At 45.8% G+C, this 22,430-nt stretch carries 22 protein-coding genes and 1 tRNA gene; 18 read left to right on the top strand and 5 right to left on the bottom strand.

Translation table 11 applies throughout. The features are described from left to right. The first annotated feature begins 15 nt into the window (after positions 1–15). The 10 genes from soxB to mnmH are packed head-to-tail and all read left to right on the top strand — an operon-like array spanning position 16 to position 7,531. Complete coding sequence (soxB, locus tag ICN35_RS07400) at positions 16–1,746, top strand: thiosulfohydrolase SoxB (protein WP_216125893.1); 1,731 nt, start codon at positions 16–18, stop codon at positions 1,744–1,746. 23 nt (positions 1,747–1,769) lie between these two features. After that, positions 1,770–2,207 (top strand): DsrE family protein, encoded by a 438-nt coding sequence (locus ICN35_RS07405; RefSeq protein WP_215318048.1) that lies wholly within the window; start codon positions 1,770–1,772, stop codon positions 2,205–2,207. A gap of 5 nt (positions 2,208–2,212) precedes the next feature. After that, a complete protein-coding gene (locus ICN35_RS07410) occupies positions 2,213–3,190 on the top strand; it encodes an MBL fold metallo-hydrolase (protein ID WP_216125896.1) in 978 nt (325 codons plus the stop codon). Between the two features lie 58 nt (positions 3,191–3,248). Continuing rightward, positions 3,249–3,566, top strand: coding sequence for a hypothetical protein (locus ICN35_RS07415; protein ID WP_216125898.1), 318 nt, complete (start codon positions 3,249–3,251; stop codon positions 3,564–3,566). A gap of 17 nt (positions 3,567–3,583) precedes the next feature. Then, complete coding sequence (locus tag ICN35_RS07420) at positions 3,584–4,705, top strand: YeeE/YedE family protein (RefSeq protein WP_216125900.1); 1,122 nt, start codon at positions 3,584–3,586, stop codon at positions 4,703–4,705. An 18-nt stretch (positions 4,706–4,723) separates the two neighbouring features. After that, positions 4,724–5,161: a YeeE/YedE family protein gene (locus ICN35_RS07425; RefSeq protein ID WP_216125902.1), complete on the top strand. Its 438-nt coding sequence runs from the start codon at positions 4,724–4,726 to the stop codon at positions 5,159–5,161. Between the two features lies 1 nt (position 5,162). Further along, on the top strand, positions 5,163–5,600 hold the full coding sequence (locus ICN35_RS07430) for a DUF6691 family protein (RefSeq protein ID WP_216125905.1): 438 nt from the start codon (positions 5,163–5,165) through the stop codon (positions 5,598–5,600). Positions 5,601–5,660: 60 nt separating this feature from the next. Beyond that, positions 5,661–6,005, top strand: coding sequence for a TIGR01244 family sulfur transferase (locus tag ICN35_RS07435; protein WP_215294762.1), 345 nt, complete (start codon positions 5,661–5,663; stop codon positions 6,003–6,005). 20 nt (positions 6,006–6,025) lie between these two features. Continuing rightward, positions 6,026–6,445 carry a thioesterase family protein gene (locus ICN35_RS07440; RefSeq protein ID WP_216125907.1) on the top strand — a complete coding sequence of 140 codons (420 nt, stop codon included), beginning with the start codon at positions 6,026–6,028 and terminating at the stop codon, positions 6,443–6,445. A gap of 9 nt (positions 6,446–6,454) precedes the next feature. Beyond that, positions 6,455–7,531 (top strand): tRNA 2-selenouridine(34) synthase MnmH, encoded by a 1,077-nt coding sequence (gene mnmH, locus ICN35_RS07445; RefSeq protein WP_216125909.1) that lies wholly within the window; start codon positions 6,455–6,457, stop codon positions 7,529–7,531. Here the strand turns inward: mnmH and ICN35_RS07450 are convergent. Then, complete coding sequence (locus ICN35_RS07450) at positions 7,528–8,706, bottom strand: acyl-CoA dehydrogenase (protein ID WP_216125911.1); 1,179 nt, start codon at positions 8,704–8,706, stop codon at positions 7,528–7,530. The two genes, mnmH and ICN35_RS07450, sit on opposite strands and share 4 nt — an antisense overlap. 95 nt (positions 8,707–8,801) lie before the next feature. Here ICN35_RS07450 and ICN35_RS07455 point away from each other — a divergent pair, with 95 nt between their 5' ends. Beyond that, positions 8,802–9,512 carry a queuosine precursor transporter gene (locus tag ICN35_RS07455; protein ID WP_216125914.1) on the top strand — a complete coding sequence of 237 codons (711 nt, stop codon included), beginning with the start codon at positions 8,802–8,804 and terminating at the stop codon, positions 9,510–9,512. 110 nt (positions 9,513–9,622) lie between these two features. Beyond that, positions 9,623–11,230, top strand: coding sequence for an ABC-F family ATPase (locus ICN35_RS07460; RefSeq protein WP_216125922.1), 1,608 nt, complete (start codon positions 9,623–9,625; stop codon positions 11,228–11,230). Between the two features lie 48 nt (positions 11,231–11,278). Here ICN35_RS07460 and ICN35_RS07465 read toward each other — a convergent pair whose 3' ends face one another. From ICN35_RS07465 to ICN35_RS07480, 4 genes are read right to left on the bottom strand one after another with little or no spacing between them, the layout of a single operon-like run. Next, positions 11,279–11,551, bottom strand: coding sequence for a DUF1289 domain-containing protein (locus ICN35_RS07465; protein ID WP_216125924.1), 273 nt, complete (start codon positions 11,549–11,551; stop codon positions 11,279–11,281). Then, positions 11,548–12,720: a GNAT family N-acetyltransferase gene (locus tag ICN35_RS07470; protein ID WP_216125926.1), complete on the bottom strand. Its 1,173-nt coding sequence runs from the start codon at positions 12,718–12,720 to the stop codon at positions 11,548–11,550. The genes ICN35_RS07465 and ICN35_RS07470 overlap by 4 nt, the downstream gene beginning before the upstream one ends. Before the next feature lie 2 nt (positions 12,721–12,722). Further along, the gene (gene gloA, locus ICN35_RS07475; protein WP_216125928.1) at positions 12,723–13,109 is read right to left on the bottom strand and encodes a lactoylglutathione lyase; all 387 of its coding nucleotides are present in this window, start codon (positions 13,107–13,109) and stop codon (positions 12,723–12,725) included. A 3-nt stretch (positions 13,110–13,112) separates the two neighbouring features. Beyond that, a complete protein-coding gene (locus ICN35_RS07480; protein ID WP_216125931.1) occupies positions 13,113–14,783 on the bottom strand; it encodes an electron transfer flavoprotein-ubiquinone oxidoreductase in 1,671 nt (556 codons plus the stop codon). A gap of 157 nt (positions 14,784–14,940) precedes the next feature. On the opposite strand from ICN35_RS07480, the gene ICN35_RS07485 reads away from it, so the two are divergent. The 6 genes from ICN35_RS07485 to thrS all read left to right on the top strand — a co-directional run bounded on the left by ICN35_RS07485 (position 14,941) and on the right by thrS (position 22,410). Then, a complete protein-coding gene (locus ICN35_RS07485; protein ID WP_216125933.1) occupies positions 14,941–15,642 on the top strand; it encodes a CoA transferase subunit A in 702 nt (233 codons plus the stop codon). A 40-nt stretch (positions 15,643–15,682) separates the two neighbouring features. Further along, positions 15,683–16,333, top strand: coding sequence for a CoA transferase subunit B (locus tag ICN35_RS07490; RefSeq protein WP_215294741.1), 651 nt, complete (start codon positions 15,683–15,685; stop codon positions 16,331–16,333). A gap of 35 nt (positions 16,334–16,368) precedes the next feature. After that, a complete protein-coding gene (locus ICN35_RS11480) occupies positions 16,369–18,231 on the top strand; it encodes an alpha/beta fold hydrolase (RefSeq protein ID WP_216125935.1) in 1,863 nt (620 codons plus the stop codon). A 24-nt stretch (positions 18,232–18,255) separates the two neighbouring features. After that, positions 18,256–20,292 carry a bifunctional (p)ppGpp synthetase/guanosine-3',5'-bis(diphosphate) 3'-pyrophosphohydrolase gene (locus ICN35_RS07500; RefSeq protein ID WP_216125937.1) on the top strand — a complete coding sequence of 679 codons (2,037 nt, stop codon included), beginning with the start codon at positions 18,256–18,258 and terminating at the stop codon, positions 20,290–20,292. An 18-nt stretch (positions 20,293–20,310) separates the two neighbouring features. Next, positions 20,311–20,387, top strand: a tRNA-Val gene (locus tag ICN35_RS07505). A 100-nt stretch (positions 20,388–20,487) separates the two neighbouring features. Next, positions 20,488–22,410: a threonine--tRNA ligase gene (gene thrS, locus ICN35_RS07510; RefSeq protein ID WP_216125939.1), complete on the top strand. Its 1,923-nt coding sequence runs from the start codon at positions 20,488–20,490 to the stop codon at positions 22,408–22,410. The last annotated feature ends 20 nt before the right edge of the window (positions 22,411–22,430 follow it).

Genomic DNA, 22,430 nt, shown 5'->3' on the forward strand with positions numbered 1-22,430 from the left:
TGCAAGGGGAACTTTATGTCTTTAAGTCGTCGCGATTTTTTGCAAGCTTTGGCGATTGCATCTGCTGGCGGGATGAGTTTGCAATCCAATTTTGTGAATGCACAAACCGCTGCCCAAAAATTTTACGATCTACCTAAATTTGGTAATGTCCATTTTCTGCATTTCACAGATTGCCATGCGCAGTTGTTGCCAATCTATTTCCGTGAACCCAATGTGAATCTTGGTATTGGCACTCAAGAAGGCAAGACTCCACATTTAGTTGGTGAATACTTCTTAAAAGCGAATGGTATTGCCCCAGGTACTCGTGATGCTTATGCGTTCACCTATTTAGATTATGTGGCTGCTGCGCAAAACTACGGCAAGATGGGTGGCTTTGCTCATATGGCTAGCTTGATTAAACAAATGAAAGCCACTCGCCCAGGAGCGCTACTGCTCGATGGTGGGGATACTTGGCAAGGCTCTGGTACTGCACTCTGGACGAATGGTCAGGATATGGTGGATGCTGCCCTTGCCTTGGGTGTTGATGTGATGACGCCGCATTGGGAGATGACCTTAGGTGAGAAGCGCGTGATGGAAATTGTCAATGGTGACTTCAAAGGTAAGGTTTCTTTCATTGCACAAAACATCAAGACAGCGGACTTTGGCGACATAGTATTTAATCCCTATGTCATGAAAGTACAGAATGGAATACAAGTTGCCATCATTGGCCAAGCGTTCCCATATACACCAATTGCAAACCCTCGCTACTTCACTCCTGATTGGACCTTTGGTATTCAAGAAGAGAATATGCAAAAGACGATTGATGAAGTGAGATCAAAAGGCGCCAAGGTTGTGGTTCTTCTATCCCATAATGGTATGGATGTGGACCTGAAGATGGCATCCCGAGTGCGGGGCTTGGATGCCATTTTAGGTGGCCATACCCATGATGGCGTTCCTATTCCAGTCAAGGTGAAGAATGCTGGCGGCATCACTCTAGTGACTAACGCTGGCTCAAATAGCAAATTCTTGGGTGTCTTAGATTTTGATGTGAAGGGTGGCAAGCCAGTTGATTTCCGTTACAAGCTGCTGCCTATCTTCTCCAATATGATTTCAGCTGATCCAGCCATGAATAAGTTAATCGCTAAAGTGAGAGCTCCATTCGAAGCGAAGTTAGGTGAAAAGTTAGCCACCACTGAAGGTCTTTTATATCGTCGCGGTAATTTCAACGGTAGCTTTGACCAGCTGATTTTGGATGGCCTCATGGCGCAGAAGAATGCAGAGATTGCTTTCTCACCAGGCTTCCGTTGGGGTACCAGTCTGTTGCCAGGCCAGCCGATCACCCGCGAGAACTTGCTTGATCAAACAGCCATTACTTATCCATACACTACTGTCACTAATATGACTGGTGAGACTATAAAAACCATTCTCGAAGATGTTGCGGATAATTTATTTAATCCTGACCCGTATTACCAACAAGGTGGCGATATGGTGCGGGTTGGCGGCATGCAATACACGATTGATCCTGCTCAAAGTGCAGGTAAGCGTATTACCGATATGCGACTTCATGGCAAACCTATCGAAGCCAATAAGACCTATAAAGTTGCTGGTTGGGCACCGGTAAGCGAAGAAGCAAAAAATACTGGTGGCGAACCAATTTGGGATGTCATGGAACGTCATTTACGTGACGTGAAAGTTATCAAAGCAGTGAAGCTCAATGAACCTGTCATTAAGGGTGTTTCGAATAACCCCGGTATGGCATCGATCTAAATTTAATCTTGAAAGCTTTTGCAATGAAAAAAATTCTTACCCTGATTTTTGCATCATTGATCTCCATTGGCTTTACATCAATGGCCCAAGCCCAATCAACCGGCTCAACTAAAGTGGTGTATCACATTGATGATGCTGAAGCTCAAGGTTTAAAAGGCTTGCGCAATATTCGCAACCATTTAGATGTATCGCCACAGACAAGCATTATTGTGGTGACACATGCTAATGGCGTTGACTTGTTGATGGAAGGTGCTAAAGATAAAAAGAATGGCACAGAATATGCCCCATTGGTTGGTGCATTGAAATCCCGCGGTGTGAAATTTGAAGTTTGTGAAATTACTCTGAAAAATCGTAACCTGAAGAAAGATCAATTCACCCTTGACGCGGATTTCACGCCATCAGGAGTGGTACGTGTAGCTGATCTGCAATACAAAGACGGCTTTGCCTACATCAAGCCTTAAGCATCATGAATAGCTTCAATAGCTATATTCGGTTTGTAAGTCATTTGATAGGGATCCTAATAGGATCTCTCGTCTTTAGTAGTGTCGCTTATGCACAAGCAACTAATCCTGTTGATGCAATCCAACTGAAGCCGGTGCAAGTGGCTCCCCATACTTATTTTGTGCAGGGTTTTGCGGAAATGGGCAGTAGTGCCAATCAGAACTTTATTTCTAATGCGGGCTTTGTGGTCACGCCAGGCGGTGTAGTAGTGATGGATGCATTGGGCTCGCCGATCTTGGCGCAAAAGCTCATTGCTGAGATTAGGAAAGTGACCAAGCAAAAAGTGGTGGTAGTGATTGTGAGTCACTACCATGCCGACCATATTTATGGCTTGCAAGAATTTAAAAAGATTGGCGCCAAGATCTATGCCCAAGGTGAGGGCAGAAACTATCTCTCTTCTGAGACAGCGAAGCAGCGTTTGATTGTCTCCAGGATTGACTTTGCGCCTTGGGTGAATGCAAATACTCAGTTGATATCGGCAGATGTTTGGATTGATAAACAATCTAAATTGAACATTGGTGGGGTGGAATTTTTGATTAGTCGAGTCGGTCCGGCGCATGCACCAGAGGATTTGATGGTGTATGTTCCCTCAGAAAAAGTCCTCTTTGCTGGCGATCTCGTCTTTCGGGGCCGTATTCCATTTGTGGGCAATGCTGATAGCAAAGGTTGGTTAATTGCCTTAGATGAGATTGCTAAACTCAATCCCAATGTTGTGATTCCAGGCCATGGCGGCTTTTCAGTTAAGCCCAAGGAAGACATTGCTTTTACAAAAAACTATTTGAAGTATCTGCGCGACTCAATGGCTAAGGCCGCTATCAATATGGATCCTTTTGAGGAGGCGTATCAACAGACGGATTGGTCAGAATATGAAGGAATGCCCTTATATAGAGCTGCCAACCGCATGAATGCCTATAACGTTTATCTGTCGATCCAGGCGGAGTAGGGCAATTTTGGCTATTGGGCCTTAAAATAGAGGATTAATTCTAAATCCTTGATTTGTAATGAAATTGATTTTTATCCAAACCCTCTCAGTAGTAGCTCTGAGTGTACTAGTGAGTGCACCAGTATTTGCTGCACCCGATTTGGCAAACGGTAAAACCATTGATCAGCAAAAATGCTATGCCTGTCATGCCAAGAAATCCGGTTTTAGTAATGGCGACATGATTTATACGCGCAGCGATGGCAAGGTGAAGTCGATGGCCAATTTGAAGAAGATGGTGAGCCTTTGTAATACCGAGCTTCGCCTAGATCTTTTTCCTGAAGATGAGGCTGATGTTGTTGCCTATCTCAATCAACAGTTTTATAAATTCAAACCTTAACTTTTTATATAGTCGCTATGGATGTTGTCGATATCAATTCATTAAGCAAGTCAGTCCTTTGGGCGACTTTTGCTATTACTTTTTTGCTTGGTGCAGTGATGCAAAAGACTGGCTTTTGCAGCATGGGTGCAGTATCTGATGTATTCATCATGTCTAGCTGGGAACGCTTAAGGCAGTGGTTTTTAGCCATTGGTGTAGCGATGATTGGTTTTGCCTTAATGTCTTATCTGGGCCTAGTTGATCCTCTGAAGAGTTTTTATACCGGCAATAAGTTTTTATGGATCTCTACGATAGTAGGCAGTATTTTGTTTGGCTTTGGAATGGTCTTAGCGTCTGGTTGCGGCAGTAAGACCCTAGTGCGGATTGGTGGCGGTAATTTGAAGTCTGTAGTCGTTTTTATGGTCTTAGGTTTAACTGCCTATATGACGATGCGTGGCTTTTTGGGTGTCATTCGGATCAATACTTTGGATACCATCTTCATTGCATTTAATACGCCACAAGATTTGCCGAGTCTTCTGAGCGCTCCATTGGGAATGGCACGCTCACATCTTCATCTGGCTTTGGGTTTCATGATCGGCTTTGCATTCATTGCTTATGCGCTTGCTAGCAAAGCTTTTTGGACTGCTAATAATTTATTTGCTGGGGTAGCGGTAGGTCTTGCTATCTGTGTGGTCTGGTGGGTATCTGGCAATCTAGGATATGTTGCTGAGGATCCCAATACGCTTGAGGAAGTGTTCTTAGTCACCAACTCTGGTCGCATGGAGAGCTTATCTTTTGTAGCGCCATACGCATATTCTCTAGACTGGCTCATGATGTATAGCGATACCTCTAAAGTATTGACGGTTGGCATTGTTGCAGTGGTGGGGATGATCTTGGGCTCAGCATTTGTCTCATTAGCCACAAAATCTTTTCGCTTTGAATCCTTTCGGGATGCCGAAGATACTGGCAATCATTTAGTGGGTGCTGCATTGATGGGGTTTGGTGGTGTTACTGCCTTAGGCTGCACTGTAGGTCAGGGCTTAAGTGGCATCTCTACCCTTGCAGTCGGTTCTTTGTTAGCTCTACCCGGTTTTATCTTTGGCGCCTACTTAGCACTCTGCTATCTCAAAATGCGCCATGCTCCTAACCCTTGCGCTTAATCAGACTAGACAAAATACATGCAAATTGATTGGCTCGCATTCACACCCATTCCTTCTTTGTTAGGGGGAATAATTCTGGGTGTTGCAGCAGCCCTTTATGTATTGTTTCATGGTCGAATTTTAGGTATCAGCGGAATTATTTCTGGTCTCTTGCGTCCCAAGTCAGGCGATCGCGCATGGCGCATGGCTTTGATTTTAGGATTACTCACTGCTCCATTATTGGCAGCATTATTTTTTGAAATACGTCCCATTGTTGAGGTAGAGGCTGATTGGCTTGCGGTAGTTATTGCCGGTCTTTTGGTGGGCTTTGGCACTCAATATGGCTCTGGTTGCACCAGTGGCCATGGTATTTGTGGACTCTCGCGTTTATCACCCCGTTCTTTAGTGGCTACGGTCTCGTTTATGACTGCTGGCTTTTTGATTGTTTTTGTTCTGCGTCATGTGATCGGAGGCTGATGTGAAAAGGCACTTCGGTTTGTTGAGTCAATATCTCATTGGCGTCCTTTTTGGGGTGGGCTTGATTATTTCTGGCATGAGCAATCCACAGAAAATCTTAGGATTTCTGGATTTAGCAGGAACGTGGGATCCATCCTTAATATTTGTCATGGCGGGTGCAGTAATTGTGGGTCTCGGCGGCTTTTATGTCGTCAGCAAAAGAACGGAAGCCTTCTTTGGCGGTGCCTTGCATATCCCCCAAAGACGAGACATCAGCAAACCTCTCATCATTGGCAGCCTGATATTTGGGGCAGGCTGGGGGATTGCTGGATTTTGCCCAGGCCCAGCCATCGTTGCTCTTGGTGCTGGCCACTTTAAGGCGCTGGTATTTGTGCTTGCGATGTTGGCTGGAATGGCGCTTTGCGACCGGTTCTTTGGCGCCCATAAACAGGCGGTCTAGTTCGGCCTGATTTAGAATCACTCCTATTCATAGTGTTAATTCTTAATTGAAGAGGGTGTCATGAGTCTTCCTATTACTTGTCATAACGATCAATTCGGCACACTTGGTCAAATTGATCCAAGCCATCTTGCTGAAATTGCTCAGCAAGGCTATAAAAGCGTCATCAATAATCGCCCTGACGGTGAAGGCGGTCCTGATCAGCCAAAGAATGCTGATATTCAAGCTGAAGCAGAAAAATTAGGCTTGCACTATGCCTACTTGCCAGTGGTGCCTAGCGCGATGACTGTTGAGCAAGTGAGAGAGATGGCACGTTTGTTAAACACGATGCCTAGTCCAGTTCTTGCATTTTGCCGATCAGGTGCTCGATCAACCAATTTATATCAACTTGCATTGCAAGTGAAATAAATCCACAGTACTGCATCACAATGCGCATCGCCATCCCAGAGGAGCGAAAGCTTGTTCATGAAATGATTATGCCCATTCGTTGGGGTGACATGGATACTTATGGACATGTTAACAACACTGTGTACTTTCGGTATATGGAGCAAGCGCGTGTTGAATGGATTACTTCAATGGGTTATCAGGTAGCCCCTGGGCGTGAGTCGATGTTGATGATGAACGGTTTTTGTAACTTCTATAAACAACTCTCTTACCCAGGTGAATTGATCCTCAAAACATCGATTGGTGCTATCGGTAGAACCAGTATCGATGTCTATACCAGCATGTCTTTAACCACTTCGCCTGAAGAAGAGGCTGCGATTGGTGGTGCTACGATGGTTTGGGTAGATCTCACTACCAATAAATCAGCGCCTTGGCCTGAACACATTTTGCAGAAGATTAGCTAACACTGCGATATGCAACCTAGCAATCCGCATATTTTAAAGTTAGATCAATTTCTGACAGAGTTAGATCGTTTTGATCTCATTGTTGATGTCAGATCACCCGCTGAGTTTGCTCTCGATCACATTCCAGGCGCTGTCAACTACCCCGTTTTAGATAATGAAGAACGCGCCAAGATTGGTACTTTGTATAAGCAAGTTTCTCCTTTTGCAGCAAAGAAGCTGGGTGCTGCTTTAGTTTCTCGCAATATTGCTCATCATCTAGAAGACCATTTATTGGAAATGCCCCGTGAATGGCGACCATTGATTTATTGCTGGCGCGGTGGTGAGCGTAGCGGGGCGTTTACTCATATCCTCAATCGGATTGGCTGGAAAGCGATGCAGTTAGAAGGTGGTTATCAAGGATTCAGAAGAACTGTGATCGATAGATTAGAGGCTGCAGCAAAGCATTTCTCTTTTCAAGTGATTTGTGGCATGACGGGTAGCGGTAAAACAAGAGTGCTTCAAGAAGCGCAGCAGTATGGTGCTCAGATCCTAGATTTAGAAGACCTCGCGATTCATCGTGGCTCGGTTTTAGGCAATGAGCCCAATATCGAGCAGCCTTCACAAAAAGGTTTTGAAACTGCGCTTTGGAATGCACTACGCTCACTAGACCCAACTAAGCCCGTGCTCGTAGAATCAGAAAGTAAAAAGGTAGGCGGTGTTCACATCCCCGATGCCTTGATGGAAAAGATTCGTAATGGCGCCTGCATTGAATTGAGATCAAGCACCCAAACACGGGTGTCATGGTTAATTCGTGAATACCATCATTTTTTAAGTGATACCGATAATTTCAAGCGTAAATTAGCACTACTCACAGCACATTATGGAAAAGTGCAAATTGCCCAATGGAATGAAGCAATTGACGCAAAGCAGTTTCCATCTTTAGTTGAAGAGTTGTTGGTCATGCACTATGACCCTTCCTATCAATCCTCGATCGTGCGCAACTTTCCTCAATATAAGATTGAGAATTTTTTACAACTTGAGAATGACAGTGATGAGGCCTTTGCTAAAGCAGCAAAGGCCATCGTGGCGAAGCTAAACCTAAATTAGCTAAAAGCTTGAATGCCGGTTTGAGCACGACCCAAAATGAGAGCGTGAATGTCATGTGTACCTTCGTAGGTATTCACGACCTCCAAGTTCATCATGTGACGCACCACGCCATACTCATCCGAGATGCCGTTACCACCATGCATATCACGTGCCATACGGGCAATCTCTAGAGACTTGCCGCAAGAGTTGCGTTTCATAATGGAGGTAATTTCAGGAGCAGCGATACCTTCGTCTTTCATGCGACCTAAACGCAAGCAACCTTGCAATCCGAGTGCAATCTCGGTTTGCATATCCGCTAATTTCTTTTGAATCAGTTGATTGGCAGCTAAGGGTTTGCCAAACTGCTTGCGATCTAAGGTGTATTGACGCGCTGCATGCCAGCACCATTCAGCTGCACCTAATGAGCCCCAAGAAATACCGTAACGTGCAGAGTTTAAGCAGGTGAAGGGTCCTTTCAGGCCAGTAACTTCTGGGAATTCATTTTCAGCGGGCACAAACACTTCATCCATCACAATTTCACCGGTAACAGAAGCGCGAAGACCCATCTTGCCACTGATCTTTGGAGCGCTTAAGCCCTTCATCCCTTTTTCTAAGATGTAGCCGCGAATAACGCCTTCATCATTTTTAGCCCACACTACAAATACATCAGCGATTGGGGAGTTGGAGATCCACATCTTGGAACCCGTCAAAGAAAATCCACCGGGTACTTTCTTAGCGCGAGTAATCATGCCGCCAGCATCTGACCCATAGTTTGGTTCAGTTAAGCCAAAGCAGCCAATCCATTCGCCCGTGGCTAATTTAGGTAAGTACTTTTGCTTTTGTGCTTCACTACCAAACTCATTGATAGGCACCATCACTAAAGAAGATTGCACGCTCATCATGGAGCGGTAACCAGAATCGACCCGCTCAATTTCACGAGCAATCAATCCATAAGAGACGTAATTTAAATTGGCGCCGCCGTATTGTTCCGGAATGGTGATACCTAAGAGACCGAGCTCACCCATCTCACGAAAGATAGAAGGGTCAGTAGTCTCATTGCGATAAGCCTCCAAAATGCGGGGCATGAGACGCCCTTGAGCGTATTCAGCGGCAGCATCACGGATCATGCGCTCTTCTTCAGTTAACTGGGTATCAAGTAAGAGGGGGTCTTCCCAATTAAAGCTGGCTTTGCTCATGTTTCTAGTTGTCCTATAGATTGTTTTCTGACCGCTTCCTGCGTAAGTTCAGGAATGCGGATATTCTTCTTTCTATTATCCATTTTTCTTGACTTATGGACTCGCCGAGACGACACCATCGCTATTACGACCTGATTTTGGCTGCCTTTGTGGTCGTGCTACTGTGCTCGAACTTTATTGGTGCTGGTAAAGTGGCTGTTGTGAACTTGCCGTATTTTGGTGAATTGACCTTTGGCGGCGGTATTTTGTTTTTCCCGATCGCCTATTTCTTTGGCGACATCCTCACGGAAGTTTATGGTTACGCTTATGACCGTCGAGCTGTTTGGGCGGGATTTGCTGCCTTAGCGTTTGCAGCCATCATGGCGCAGATCGTGATTGCGTTACCAGTGGCACCAGGGACTTACATGGTCAACTATCAGCATGGTTTAGAAACCGTCTTTGGCAACTCTTGGCGCATTGCCCTGGCTTCCATGTTCTCATTTTGGTGCGGCAGTTTTGCCAATAGCTTTGTATTAGCCAAGATGAAAATTTGGACTCAAGGGCGTTTTTTATGGATGCGCACGATTGGTTCGACTGCAGTAGGGGAGATGGTTGATTCTTCATTCTTTTATATGTTGGCTTTTTATGGCATCTGGCCAACCCACGAAATTATCCAGGTAGCCTTAGCTCAATATGCTCTGAAAACGGCTTGGGAGGTTTTGGCGACACCTTTCACCTATTGGATCGTCAATTTCCTTAAGCGCAAAGAGAATGAGGATTATTACGATATCCACACGAATTTCACCCCATTTAGGGTCAAAGTCTAATCAGCACTTGATTTAAGGCTTTCCTCGCTCTAAACCGTTAAAATATCGGTCTTTGCTCCCAATACTGGGGGTATCTATTGAATTGAATTTCAGAAAGCTAGAAAACATCCGTGTTGTCCGCATCTAATATCACCATGCAGTTCGGGGCGAAGCCCTTGTTTGAAAATATTTCCGTGAAGTTTGGCGGTGGTAATCGTTATGGCCTCATTGGTGCCAACGGTTGCGGTAAGTCTACCTTCATGAAAATTCTGGGTGGCGAGTTAGAGCCAACTAGCGGTAATGTGAGCTTAGACCCCGGCATTCGTTTAGGTAAATTGCGTCAAGATCAGTTTGCTTATGAAGACGTGCGGGTACTCGATGTAGTGATGATGGGTCATGAGGAGATGTGGAAAGCTGCCGCTGAGCGTGATGCCATCTACGCCAACCCAGAGGCTACTGACGAAGACTACATGAAGGCTGCTGAGCTCGAGGGGAAGTACGCTGAGTATGGTGGCTATACCGCGGAAGCAAAAGCGGGTGAGTTGTTATTGGGTATTGGTATTCCGATTGAGCAACATGATGGCCCCATGAGCAACGTTGCTCCGGGTTGGAAATTGCGTGTCTTGCTTGCTCAAGCTTTGTTCTCAGATCCAGATGTCTTGCTCTTAGATGAGCCAACCAATAACTTGGATATTCACTCCATTCATTGGTTAGAAGATATTTTGAATGAGATCAAAAGCACGATCATCATCATTTCCCATGATCGCCACTTCCTTAATGAAGTTTGTACGCATATGGCCGATATGGACTATGGAACCTTGAAGGTCTATCCAGGAAACTACGACTCCTACATGCTGGCATCGGTTCAGGCACGAACACAACAGTTAAGCAATAACGTGAAAGCCAAAGAAAAAATTGCTGAATTAGCGGCTTTCGTAGCCCGCTTCTCAGCAAATGCTTCTAAAGCACGTCAGGCAACTTCACGCCAGCGTCAGTTAGAGAAGATTGAGGTTGTTGAAGTAAAGCCATCCTCGCGTCAAAACCCGTTCATTCGTTTTGATACTGAGAAAAAGCTGCATAACATGGCCGTCGAGTGCAATGCACTCACTAAGGCCTATGACCGCGTGATCTTCAAGAACTTTAAGTTAGGTGTGCGTACTGGCGAAAAAATTGCCATCATTGGTCAAAACGGAGCAGGTAAGACAACACTTCTAAAAACTATTCTCAGCAAGCGCTTCGATGGTATCAGCGCAGATAGTGGAGATGTGAAGTGGGCAGAGAATGCGAGCGTCGGCGTAATGCCGCAAGACAATACGGATATGTTTGCTAAAGATGAGCTGCTCATGGATTGGATGAATGAGTGGCGCAACACTGGTGACGATGATCAAGTCATTCGTGGCACTTTGGGGCGCCTCTTATTTTCCGGTGACGATATTGGTAAGTCAGTAAAAGTCCTTTCTGGTGGTGAAAAGGGCAGGATGATTTGGGGCAAACTCATGCTCCAAAAATATAACGTGCTAGCAATGGATGAGCCAACCAATCACATGGATATGGAATCGATTGAAAGTTTGCAGATTGCGCTTGAAAAATTCGATGGCACTTTAATCTTTGTTTCTCATGACCGTGAATTTGTTTCTGCTTTGGCTAACCGTATTTTGGAAGTGAAGATGGACGGTACGGTCGTCGATTACTCGGGCACTTACGAAGAATATTTACGTAGCCAGGAGTTAACTGGCTAAGTGATCGCCTTAGTAATGTAGATTTAAAAAATAATAAGCCTGCGAAGATTATGCAGGCTTATTTTCTTTGGCCTGTCGCTGAAAGCGGGTAGCAGTACCATCCTCACGGATGCGCTTCCACACAGAGGCTTTTTCTGCATCAGAGAAAAAGACCCAATTACTCACCTCATGCAAGGTTCGGCCGCAGCCTTGGCAAATCTCATCGTAGAGAGTCGTACAGACCCCAATACAAGGTGAATCTGATTCATCATCTCCAGTTGATAGGGAGTGTGATCCATCTTGCGCTTGGGGAGATTTAGGTTCGTTGCTTCCAGAATTCATTGAAGTACTTTAGTCGATTTCAGCGGACTATGCTCGGCAAGCTCATCGACATAGGCACCAATGCCTTGGTGCTCACGATCTAGGAAATGTCCAATAGCCTTTGCAAATCTTGGGTCTTTAATAAAGTGGGCAGATTGCAGGGTGGTGGGTAAAAATCCGCGTGCCATTTTATGCTCCCCTTGTGCACCCCCCTCAAATGTCTGAATCCCTTCTTTAATGCAGTATTCAATCGCCTGGTAATAAGCAGTCTCAAAGTGCAAACAAGGGATGCGTTCTAGTGCACCCCAATATCTGCCATAAGCTTTGGAAGATTGTTGATCAACCACCAGCAATGACGCAGCTATCGCAATTCTATTGCGCTCAGCCAGTATGAGGTGCAAGTTCTCTGGCATCTGCTTTACCCAGAGCTTGAAGAATGATTCGCTTAAGTAGGGGCTCGAGTGGTGTTCTAAATAGGTATTTTGATAGCACTCAAAAAAGAATTCCCAATCTAGATCGCTTGAATCTTTTCCGGGCACATGCCTAAACGTAATAGCCTCTTTTGCGACTTGCTCACGTTCACGACGAATATTTTTACGGCGTTTCATAGTGAGCACTGATAGAAATTGATCAAAGTTCTGAAAATCTTGGTTATGCCAGTGAAACTGTACTGAATCTCGTAATAAGAAGCCTTGCTCTTTTAGATGAGCTGCCTCATTAGGCATTGGAAATAGAATATGCGCCGATGAAAGATCATTGTCTGTCAACAAAGACTTGAGACCAGCAATCAACGCCTTCTGAATTTCGGTAGCGCTTGAGTCAGCTCTACATAAGATACGTGAGCCCTGTACAGGGGTGAAGGGAATGGCGCAAAGTACCTTTGGATAATAGTTCAGGCCCTGTTGCTCGTAAGCCTGCGCCCATGACCAATCGAAGACAAACTCACCATAGGAATGCCGCTTTAAGTAGAGCGGCATTGCACCAACTAATTTACTTGCTTGTTTTAAAACAAGATGGGCTACTTGCCATCCCGTAATGCCGCCAACGCAACCGGTCTCTTCGAGGGCGCTTAAGAATTCATATCTCAGAAAAGGGCCAGCATCGACACCGAGGAGGGAATTCCAATCTGCGACAGATACATCAGATAGATGATCTAGTATTTCTAAAGAGTATTGTTCAGAGCCTGACACTGTTAGCGTTGAATGAATTCAATTTTGTAACCATCAGGATCTGTCACAAAAGCAATGATGGTATCTCCGCCCGCAACGGGTCCAGCTTCACGGGTGACGTTAGCACCTGCCGCTTTAATCTTGTCGCAAGTAGCGTAGGCGTTAGGAACACCGATGGCAATATGACCATAGGCTGTACCCAAGTCATAAGAATGAACCCCATAGTTGAAGGTCAACTCAATCTCAGCCTGCCCATCGGCATTGCCTTTACCAAAGCCCACAAATGCCAAGGAGTACTTTTGCTCTGGACGCTCGGTAGTGCGCAATAAATTCATGCCGAGTACTTTAGTGTAAAAATCAATTGAGCGCTGGAGGTCGCCAACGCGTAACATCGTGTGTAGCATCATCATGATTTACATCGCTCCGTAGTTAGGGCCGCCACCACCTTCGGGGGTAATCCAAACAATGTTCTGACTTGGGTCTTTAATATCGCAGGTTTTGCAGTGGACGCAGTTTTGTGAATTAATCTGTAAGCGAGGTTGACCATCTGCTTCAATGTATTCATAAACGCCAGCAGGGCAGTAGCGTTGCTCTGGACCCGCATAGGTTTTGAGATTGAGGCTGACTGGAATCGCCGCATCTTTTAAGGTGAGGTGTATCGGTTGATTCTCAGCATGGTTCGTATTAGAAATAAATACTGAGGAGAGACGATCAAAGCTGATTTTGCCATCAGGTTTTGGATAATCTATAGGCTTGTGCTGCGCTGCTGGCTCTAAGCACTCATGATCAGCATGTTTGAGATGCACAGTCCAAGGCATATTGCCACCCAGCACTTTTTGCTCAAGACCAACCATCAGCGTTCCTAGGTAGAGTCCTTTCGACATCCAAGCTTTGAAGTTGCGCGCTTGATTGAGCTCAGTATGTAACCAGCTATTTTGGAAAGCAGCTGGATAGCCTGCCAAAATATCGGCAGAACGATTGTCATGAAGTGCTGCAACTGCAGCTTCTGCAGCCAGCATGCCTGTCTTAATTGCAGCGTGGCTACCTTTAATGCGTGAGGCATTTAAGAAGCCAGCATCGCAACCAATCAGTGCGCCACCCGGAAATACGGTTTTAGGAAGACTATTCAAGCCGCCGGCAGTAAGCGCCCGTGCACCATAAGCAATTCGTTTACCACCTTCAAATGTGTCTCGAATCTTCGGATGTAATTTATAGCGTTGGAATTCTTCAAAGGGTGAGAGGTAAGGGTTCTTATAGGAGAGGCCAACTACCAAACCAACTGCAACCTTGTTATCCCCTAAGTGATAGAGAAAGGAGCCACCATAGGTGTCACTTTCTAATGGCCAACCAGCGGTATGCACTACCAATCCAGGCTTGCTCTTGGAAGACTCAACCTCCCAGAGTTCTTTAATGCCGATGCCATAACTTTGAGGATCAGAATCTTTATCTAAGGCGAACTTAGCAATTAACTGTTTGCCAAGGTGGCCCCGAGAACCTTCAGCGAATAGGGTGTATTTGCCACGCAATTCCATACCTAGCTGAAATTGATCGGTAGGCTTACCTTCTTTATCTAAACCCATCGAGCCAGTGATCACGCCGCTGACTGCACCTTCTTCGTTGTACAAGATATCTGCTGCTGGAAAGCCTGGGAAAATTTCTACACCAAGTGCCTCAGCTTGTTCACCTAGCCAACGGGTTACGTTAGCCAAGCTCACAATATAGTTACCCTCATTTTTAAAGCATTCGGGCAAGATCCAGTTGGGAACTTGATATGAGTGATCTGCACTTAAAAATAGAAATTGATCTTGCGTGACTTCCGTAGTGAGTGGCGCCCCTAATTCTTTCCAATTGGGAAAAAGTTCGTTTAACGCTTTGGGGTCCATGACAGCCCCAGACAAAATATGAGCACCGATTTCAGAGCCTTTTTCTAAAACACAAACGCTGATGTCATTGCCAGAAGCATTCGCAAGCTGCTTGGCTTTAATTGCCGCTGAAAGACCGGCTGGACCACCTCCAACAATAACCAGGTCGTAATCCATGGATTCTCTGGGCCCGAATTGTTCTAGTAGCTCCACCTGGTTCATGCAATTTCTCCGAGATTTCTTAAAAATAGGGTATTTCAGCCCAGATAGTTTAGTTCTAAGTGCTAAAAACCAATTTAGTGCCAGGACTATCAATGCTTAAAGCCTGAGGCGTTATGATTACTTTTTTACCCTTTTTGGCAATATTAGGACAAAAGTTATGAATAAAACTTACCCATCGGCAGTAGATGCCCTGCGGGATATCTTGAAGGATGGACAAAAGCTAGCGGTTGGTGGTTTTGGTCTTTGCGGAATCCCGGAGGCTCTGATCCAGGCGGTGAAAGATCTCGGAGCCCAAAATTTGACTGCCGTATCGAATAATGCAGGGGTGGATGGTTTTGGTCTTGGAATACTGCTGAATTCACGTCAAGTAAAAAAGATGGTTGCATCCTACGTTGGTGAAAATAAAGAATTTGAACGTCAATTTCTAGCTGGTGAGTTGGAGCTGGAGTTCACGCCACAAGGAACTTTGGCCGAAAAATTGCGCGCTGGTGGATGCGGCATTCCTGCCTTCTATACCAAGACGGGTGTTGGCACCTTAGTTGCTGAAGGCAAAGAGGTAAAAGAATTTGATGGCGAAAAATACATTATGGAGCGCTCTATCGTTTCTGATATTTCCTTGGTGAAAGCTTGGAAAGCGGACCGTTCAGGAAATTTGGTCTATCGCCATACCGCTCGTAATTTCAATCCAGTAGTTGCGATGGCAGGAAAGATCACGGTTGCAGAGGTAGAAGAGATTGTTGAGAACGGTGTCTTGGATCCTGCTGAGATTCATACTCCAAGCATCTATGTGCATCGCTTGGTTATCAATAGCACCCCTGAAAAGCGTATAGAACAGCGCACACTTTCAGCGACTCACTAGTTATCTAAAAGAACAATCAAAAGAATTTAGGAAGATCAATATGCCTTGGAATAGAGATGAGATGGCGGCAAGAGCCGCTAAACAATTAAAAGATGGTTTTTACGTGAACTTGGGAATTGGTATTCCCACTCTAGTGGCTAACCATGTGCCAGAGGGTATGGAAGTTTGGCTACAGTCTGAAAATGGTTTGTTAGGTATTGGACCGTTTCCAACAGAAGATCAGATTGATGCTGATTTAATTAATGCGGGTAAGCAGACTATTACGACCTTACCGGGCTCATCGATTTTTTCATCAGCTGATGCCTTTGGCATGATTCGTGGCGGCAAAATCAATATCGCTTTTTTAGGTGCCATGCAAGTGAGTGAGCATGGCGATATTGCGAATTGGATGATTCCAGGAAAAATGGTGAAGGGTATGGGCGGTGCCATGGATTTGGTTGCTGGCGTGAAACATGTCGTAGTACTCATGGAGCATGTAGCCAAGAAAAAAGATGGCACTGAAGAGCTTAAAATTTTGCCAAAGTGCACCTTGCCTTTGACAGGTGTAGGCGTCATTAGTCAGATCATCACAGATCTTTGTGTTCTTGACATCACCCCTCAGGGTTTGAAGTTAATCGAATTGGCTCCTGGCGTTACAAAAGAGGAAGTGATCGCCAAAACAGGTGCCCCTGTTGATACAACGGGTTTCTAACTACCGTCATCATTTAATGGAATAATGGGTTCACCATGTCGGGTTCCCATCATTCCAGCCACTCAAAACCGCAGAATTTATCTGGGGCAGACACTTCTCTGCATGCGCATAAAAAAGGGGATGCTAAGCATTCTCATAGCAAAGAAGTCTCCAATCAAAATCTCCTCTTCATTGCCTTAATTCTGACCTTAGGTTTTTCTGGGGTTGAAGGTGCAGCGGCTTACTTTGCAAATTCCTTAGCATTGATCTCAGATGCGGGTCATATGGTGACCGATGCAGCTGCCTTAGGCTTGGCACTCTTGGCGCAAATTATTTCTCGCAGGCCGCCCTCCCCAAAACATTCCTTTGGTTTCGGTAGAGCAGAAGCTTTAGCAGCATTTGTGAACAGCATTGTGATGCTGGCCTTAGTGGCTTGGATTGTGTTTGAAGCCATTAGTCGCTTCTATGATCCCCATAAGGTGGATGGACTAACGGTTACCGTTGTGGCTGGCATTGGCCTTGTCATGAATATCGTAGTGGCTTGGGTCCTCTCACGCGATAAGAAGAGTGTGAACACGCGTGCAGCATTAGTCCATGTCATGGGTGACTTATTGGGTTCCGTCGCAGCACTGATTGCTGGTGTTGTGATTCAGCTCACCGGTTGGATGCCCATTGATGCGATTCTCTCTATCTTGGTCTCATTACTCATCCTCAAGTCAACGATCTCGATTCTGCATGAGTCCTATCACTTCTTAATGGAAGGTGTGCCACTGCATATTGATTATTTAGAAGTGGGTAAAGATTTAAAGAATATTCCTGGTGTATTGGCCGTACATGATTTGCACGTATGGGAAATGACACCTAGCTTTCCTGCGCTGATAGGCCACATTGAGATAGCAAATATTCGCGAGTGGCCAGAGATTATGGTCAGAATTAACACCATGCTCTTAGATAAGCATGGGATCGATCATGTCACCTTGCAACCCGAAGAGGTGGGTGACTTACATGATCATGACGACGCTTCTGAATCCCATCAATCACCTCAGAGTACAAACGTCTTACATGATGGTGATACTTTCTTTGTGCAGTGCTCCAGTGGTGATGCACAGCATCGTATGGCATATCACGCATGGGGCGACCCCAATAACTCTAAGGTATTGCTTTGTGTTCATGGCTTAACTCGGCGCGGGAGCGACTTTAAAACCCTTGCGCAAGCGATGTGCAAAGACTATTACGTAGTTTGTCCTGACGTCGTTGGTCGCGGCGATTCAGATCGATTAAGTAATCCGATGCTGTACGCCATTCCACAATATGTTGCAGATATTACTGAGCTTGTTAAAACATTAGGTGTATCGCAGGTCGATTGGTTTGGTACTTCAATGGGCGGCTTGATCGGTATGGTCTATGCCGCGATGCCGCAGTCTCCTATTCAGAGAATGTTGATTAATGATGTCGGACCCAAAATTGAGCCTGAAGCCATCAAGCGTTTAGGCTCTTATGTCGGTCAGCCATTTGCTTTTGCTAATCGAGCTGATGCTCTAACTCGTTTGAATCAGATCTGCGCTTCTTTTGGCGATCATAGCCCTAAAGAGTGGGAGATTTATAACGGACCCATGTTGATTCAGCGTGATGGCGTATGGATTATGCACTATGACCCGAATATCTCGGTGCCATTTGCTGCTGTAAACCCCATCATGGCGAAGGCTGGCGAGATGGCGATGTGGCATGCCTTTAAGCAGATTCATATTCCGATGCTGATTGTGCGGGGTGGCGATTCTGATTTGCTATCTGCAGCAACGGTTGCTGAAATGTGTAAAGTGAATCCACATGCGCGTAGTATTGAAATTCCCAATGTTGGTCATGCCCCCGCATTTGTGAAGCCAGAGCAGATTGCTTTAGCAAAAGAATTTTTCAGTTAATCTTTTTTAGTTCATTTTTTGCCTATGGCAAATCCTCCTGCCTCTCTAGCTAAAACCGAAAAAGTGGCTCTATTTCAGGATGCCTGGTTTGGTGAACCTGCAGAGTCGCATGCAGATGGTGTTTCACAAATTCTGCAGTCCCTGAATTTAGACGAAGCCACTTTAATTGCAGCAAATAATATTGCTCGCACTCATGGTAAAGAGGCCCTCATCAAACTGATTGGTGAGGAGTCGGCCAAACTCCTGATTGGCTATCGCGGTTTGCGACATGCACAAGCAAAACTGGTTCGCGAAGATGGCGGTCTGAGTGTCTCTGGTCAAGAAGAAATGTTACGCAAGATGCTCTTAGCATTTGGTGATGACTTACGTGTAGTGCTGATTTATCTCGCCTCGCGTTTGCAAACTCTCCGTTGGGTTACACAAGAACAACTGGAAATGCCAGGCGCTTGGGCCCAAGAGATTCTCAGTATTGATGCATCTTTGGCAAATCGTTTGGGTATTTGGCAAATGAAGTGGGAGATGGAAGATCTGGCCTTCCGCGTTCTATCGCCGTTGGTCTACCGCGATATTGCCAAGATGCTGGATGCAAAACGCATAGAACGACAGGCTTTTATTGAACGCATTGTGCGTGAAATTAGGGAAGAGTTAAAGGCTGCCCATATACAGGGCGAAGTCTTAGGTAGGCCAAAACATATCTACAGTATCTGGAAAAAGATGCAAGGCAAGTCTCTTGACTTTGCTAATCTGTATGACGTCAGAGCATTTCGAGTATTGGTGGATGATGTCAAAACCTGTTATGCCGTTTTAGGCATTGTGCATAACGTCTGGCAACCTGTGCCACGCGAGTTTGATGACTACATTGCAAGACCTAAGCCTAACGGCTATCAATCGCTGCATACCGTAGTGATGAATGAAGACGGCACTGCATTTGAAATTCAGGTGCGCACCCATGAGATGCATCAGCAGGCAGAGTATGGCCTAGCTGCTCACTGGCGTTACAAAGAGGGCGCTTATGTTGGTATGGCTACACCACCCAATCTTCCGAAGCCTAACAAACCGAGCATCCATCATCAGCTGGGTACCCATAGTGCAGAGGTAGCCTATGAAAGACAGATTGCCTGGGCTAGGCAGCTGATCTCTTGGAAAGAAGACGCTTGGGATCAGCTCAAGCATCACGAGATTGATGATCATATTTATGTACTCACGCCCTTAGGTAAAGTTATTTCTTTAGAGAAGGGCTCAACCCCTATTGATTTTGCTTACGCGGTTCATACCAATTTAGGTCATCGTTGTCGCGGGGCACGTGTTGATGGTGCCATGCCCCCCCTGGAAACTGCATTACAAAACGGACAGACTGTTGAAATCATTGCAGTCAAGCATGGTGGCCCATCGCGCGATTGGATTAGTCCAGATAAACACTACATACGGTCTCAAAGAGCGCGTCAACGCGTACGCGCTTGGTTTAATGCACTCGATGATGAAGAGGCCGGTCAGATTGTAAAAGCTCCCGATAGTAAGTCTGATATCGCCATTGATCCGAAATCTGCTGCTCCAGAAATTATTCTGCGGAGCAGTAGTCGTAAAACAGGGCAGAGTGGTGATGTTTTAGTGGTGGGGGTTGATTCTTTATTAACGCAATTAGCGCGTTGCTGTAGGCCCGTACCACCAGACTTGATTGCAGGATTTGTGACCCAAGGAAGAGGGGTGTCGATTCATCGACGTTCCTGCAAAACGTTTCGAGGGCTTTTAGAGCGAGCGCCTGAGAGAGTTATTCAGACGGCTTGGACTGCATCAGCTGCCGACCCTGTGTTGAATTCTGAGCAAAAGCGCGTCTTCCTAGCAGATTTAGTAGTGAGCGGCTTGGATCGACCTGAGCTCATGAGAGAGTTGTTTGAGATCCTGACTCGCCATGGTGTTCATGTGATTGATTTACGCAAATCAGCCAAAAAGGGCTTGGCACAGATCCTTTTAACCGTTGAAGTCAAGGATTCTGAAGTCTTGAGGGGAGTTCAAAATAGCTTAGAAGAGGTTAAAGGGGTCACCCAAGTGCGTCGCCGGTGATAAACTCTCAGGCTGTATAGGCTCGTAGCTCAGCTGGTTAGAGCACCACCTTGACATGGTGGGGGTCGTTGGTTCGAGTCCAATCGAGCCTACCAACGAATAATGACCCAGAGGCGCGGTTGCCCATAAGCTACCGCGCTTTCTTTTTAAGATGATGTAGTGAAGCTGAAGTTCAGTTAATAAGATGGAGTTGTCATGCCAGTAGTTACTCTGCCCGATGGATCAAAACGTGAGTTTGATGCTCCCGTTCGTGTAGCGGACGTTGCCCAAAGCATCGGCAGCGGCCTTGCCAAAGCTGCTCTCGGTGGCATCGTCGATGGCAAGATGGTTGATACCAGCTTTGTGATCAATCAAGATAGTCAGCTCGCCATCATCACGGATAAAAGTCCAGAGGCATTAGAAATCGTTCGTCACTCTACGGCTCATTTGTTGGCCTATGCTGTTAAAGAACTCTTTCCTGAAGCGCAAGTGACGATAGGCCCAGTAGTTGATAACGGCTTCTATTACGATTTCTCTTATCACCGCCCGTTTACTCCAGATGACTTAGCGGCACTTGAAAAGAAAATGACTGAGCTCGCTAAAAAAGATGAGCCAGTAGTGCGCAGTGTTCTGCCGCGCGACGAAGCGGTGAAATTCTTCAAAGATCAAGGCGAACATTACAAAGCTGAAATTATTGCCAGCATTCCGCAAAATGAAGATGTATCTCTCTATGCTGAAGGCAAGTTCACTGATTTATGTCGTGGACCACACGTACCATCCACTGGTAAGTTGAAGGTATTTAAGCTGATGAAGCTTGCTGGTGCTTATTGGCGTGGCGATAGTAAGAATGAGATGCTACAGCGTATTTACGGTACCGCTTGGTTGCGTAAAGAAGATCAAGATGCCTATTTACATATGCTGGAAGAGTCTGAGAAACGTGATCATCGTCGCCTCGGTAAACAACTGGATTTATTCCATTTCCAAGAAGAAGCGCCCGGTTTAATTTTCTGGCACCCAAAAGGCTGGTCTATTTGGCAAGAGGTTGAGCAATACATGCGTCGCGTTTATCAGAACGAGGGCTATCAAGAAGTCAAAGCCCCGCAAATCCTAGACCGCACCCTTTGGGAAAAATCCGGTCACTGGGAAAACTACAAAGAGAATATGTTCACGACGGAGTCAGAGAATCGCGCTTATGCCTTAAAGCCGATGAACTGTCCTGGTCACGTTCAAATTTATAACTCTGGCTTACATAGCTATCGTGAGTTGCCATTACGTTTTGGTGAGTTTGGGCAATGTCATCGTAATGAACCATCTGGTGCCTTGCATGGTTTGATGCGGGTGCGGGGTTTTACGCAAGATGACGGTCATATTTTCTGTACCGAAGATCAGATTCAGTCTGAAGTGGCTAATTTTGATAAGGCAGTGCGTGCTGTGTACCAAGATTTCGGCTTTACCGAAGTAGCGGTGAAGTTGGCTTTGCGTCCTGCCAAGCGAGTTGGTGAAGATACGGTCTGGGATAAAGCAGAAGAAGCTTTGCGTGGCGCCTTGAAGGCTTCCGGTCAAGAATGGGAAGAATTGCCTGGCGAGGGTGCTTTTTATGGTCCAAAGATCGAATATCACCTCAAAGACTCGATTGGCCGAACTTGGCAATGCGGCACGATTCAGGTGGATTTTTCAATGCCAGCCCGTCTTGGGGCTGAATATGTGGCCGAAGATAATAGCCGTAAGACCCCAGTGATGCTCCATAGGGCAATTGTGGGTTCTTTAGAGCGTTTTATCGGTATTTTGATCGAAAACCACGCTGGAAATATGCCGGTTTGGCTTGCTCCGATCCAGGCTGTAGTCCTCAATATCTCCGGAAATTCTGCTGCATATGCACAACAAGTGCAGCAATTGCTGAAAAAACAAGGGTTTAGAGTGGAATCGGATTTGCGGAACGAGAAGATTACGTATAAAATACGTGAGTACGCATTACAGAAGATCCCATTTTTGCTGGTTGTTGGTGATAAAGAGTCTGAAAGTAATATGGTGGCCGTTCGTGCCCGTGGCGGAGTGGATTTGGGTGTAATGCCTATTGATGCCTTCGTTGCCCGACTCCAGCAGGATATATCCCAAAAAGTCGGACCCGAGCCTAGCTAGGGGTAGAGCGGTTTTTTATT

It is taken from the genome of Polynucleobacter sp. es-GGE-1 (assembly GCF_018882005.1).
Taxonomy (GTDB): Bacteria; Pseudomonadota; Gammaproteobacteria; order Burkholderiales; family Burkholderiaceae; genus Polynucleobacter.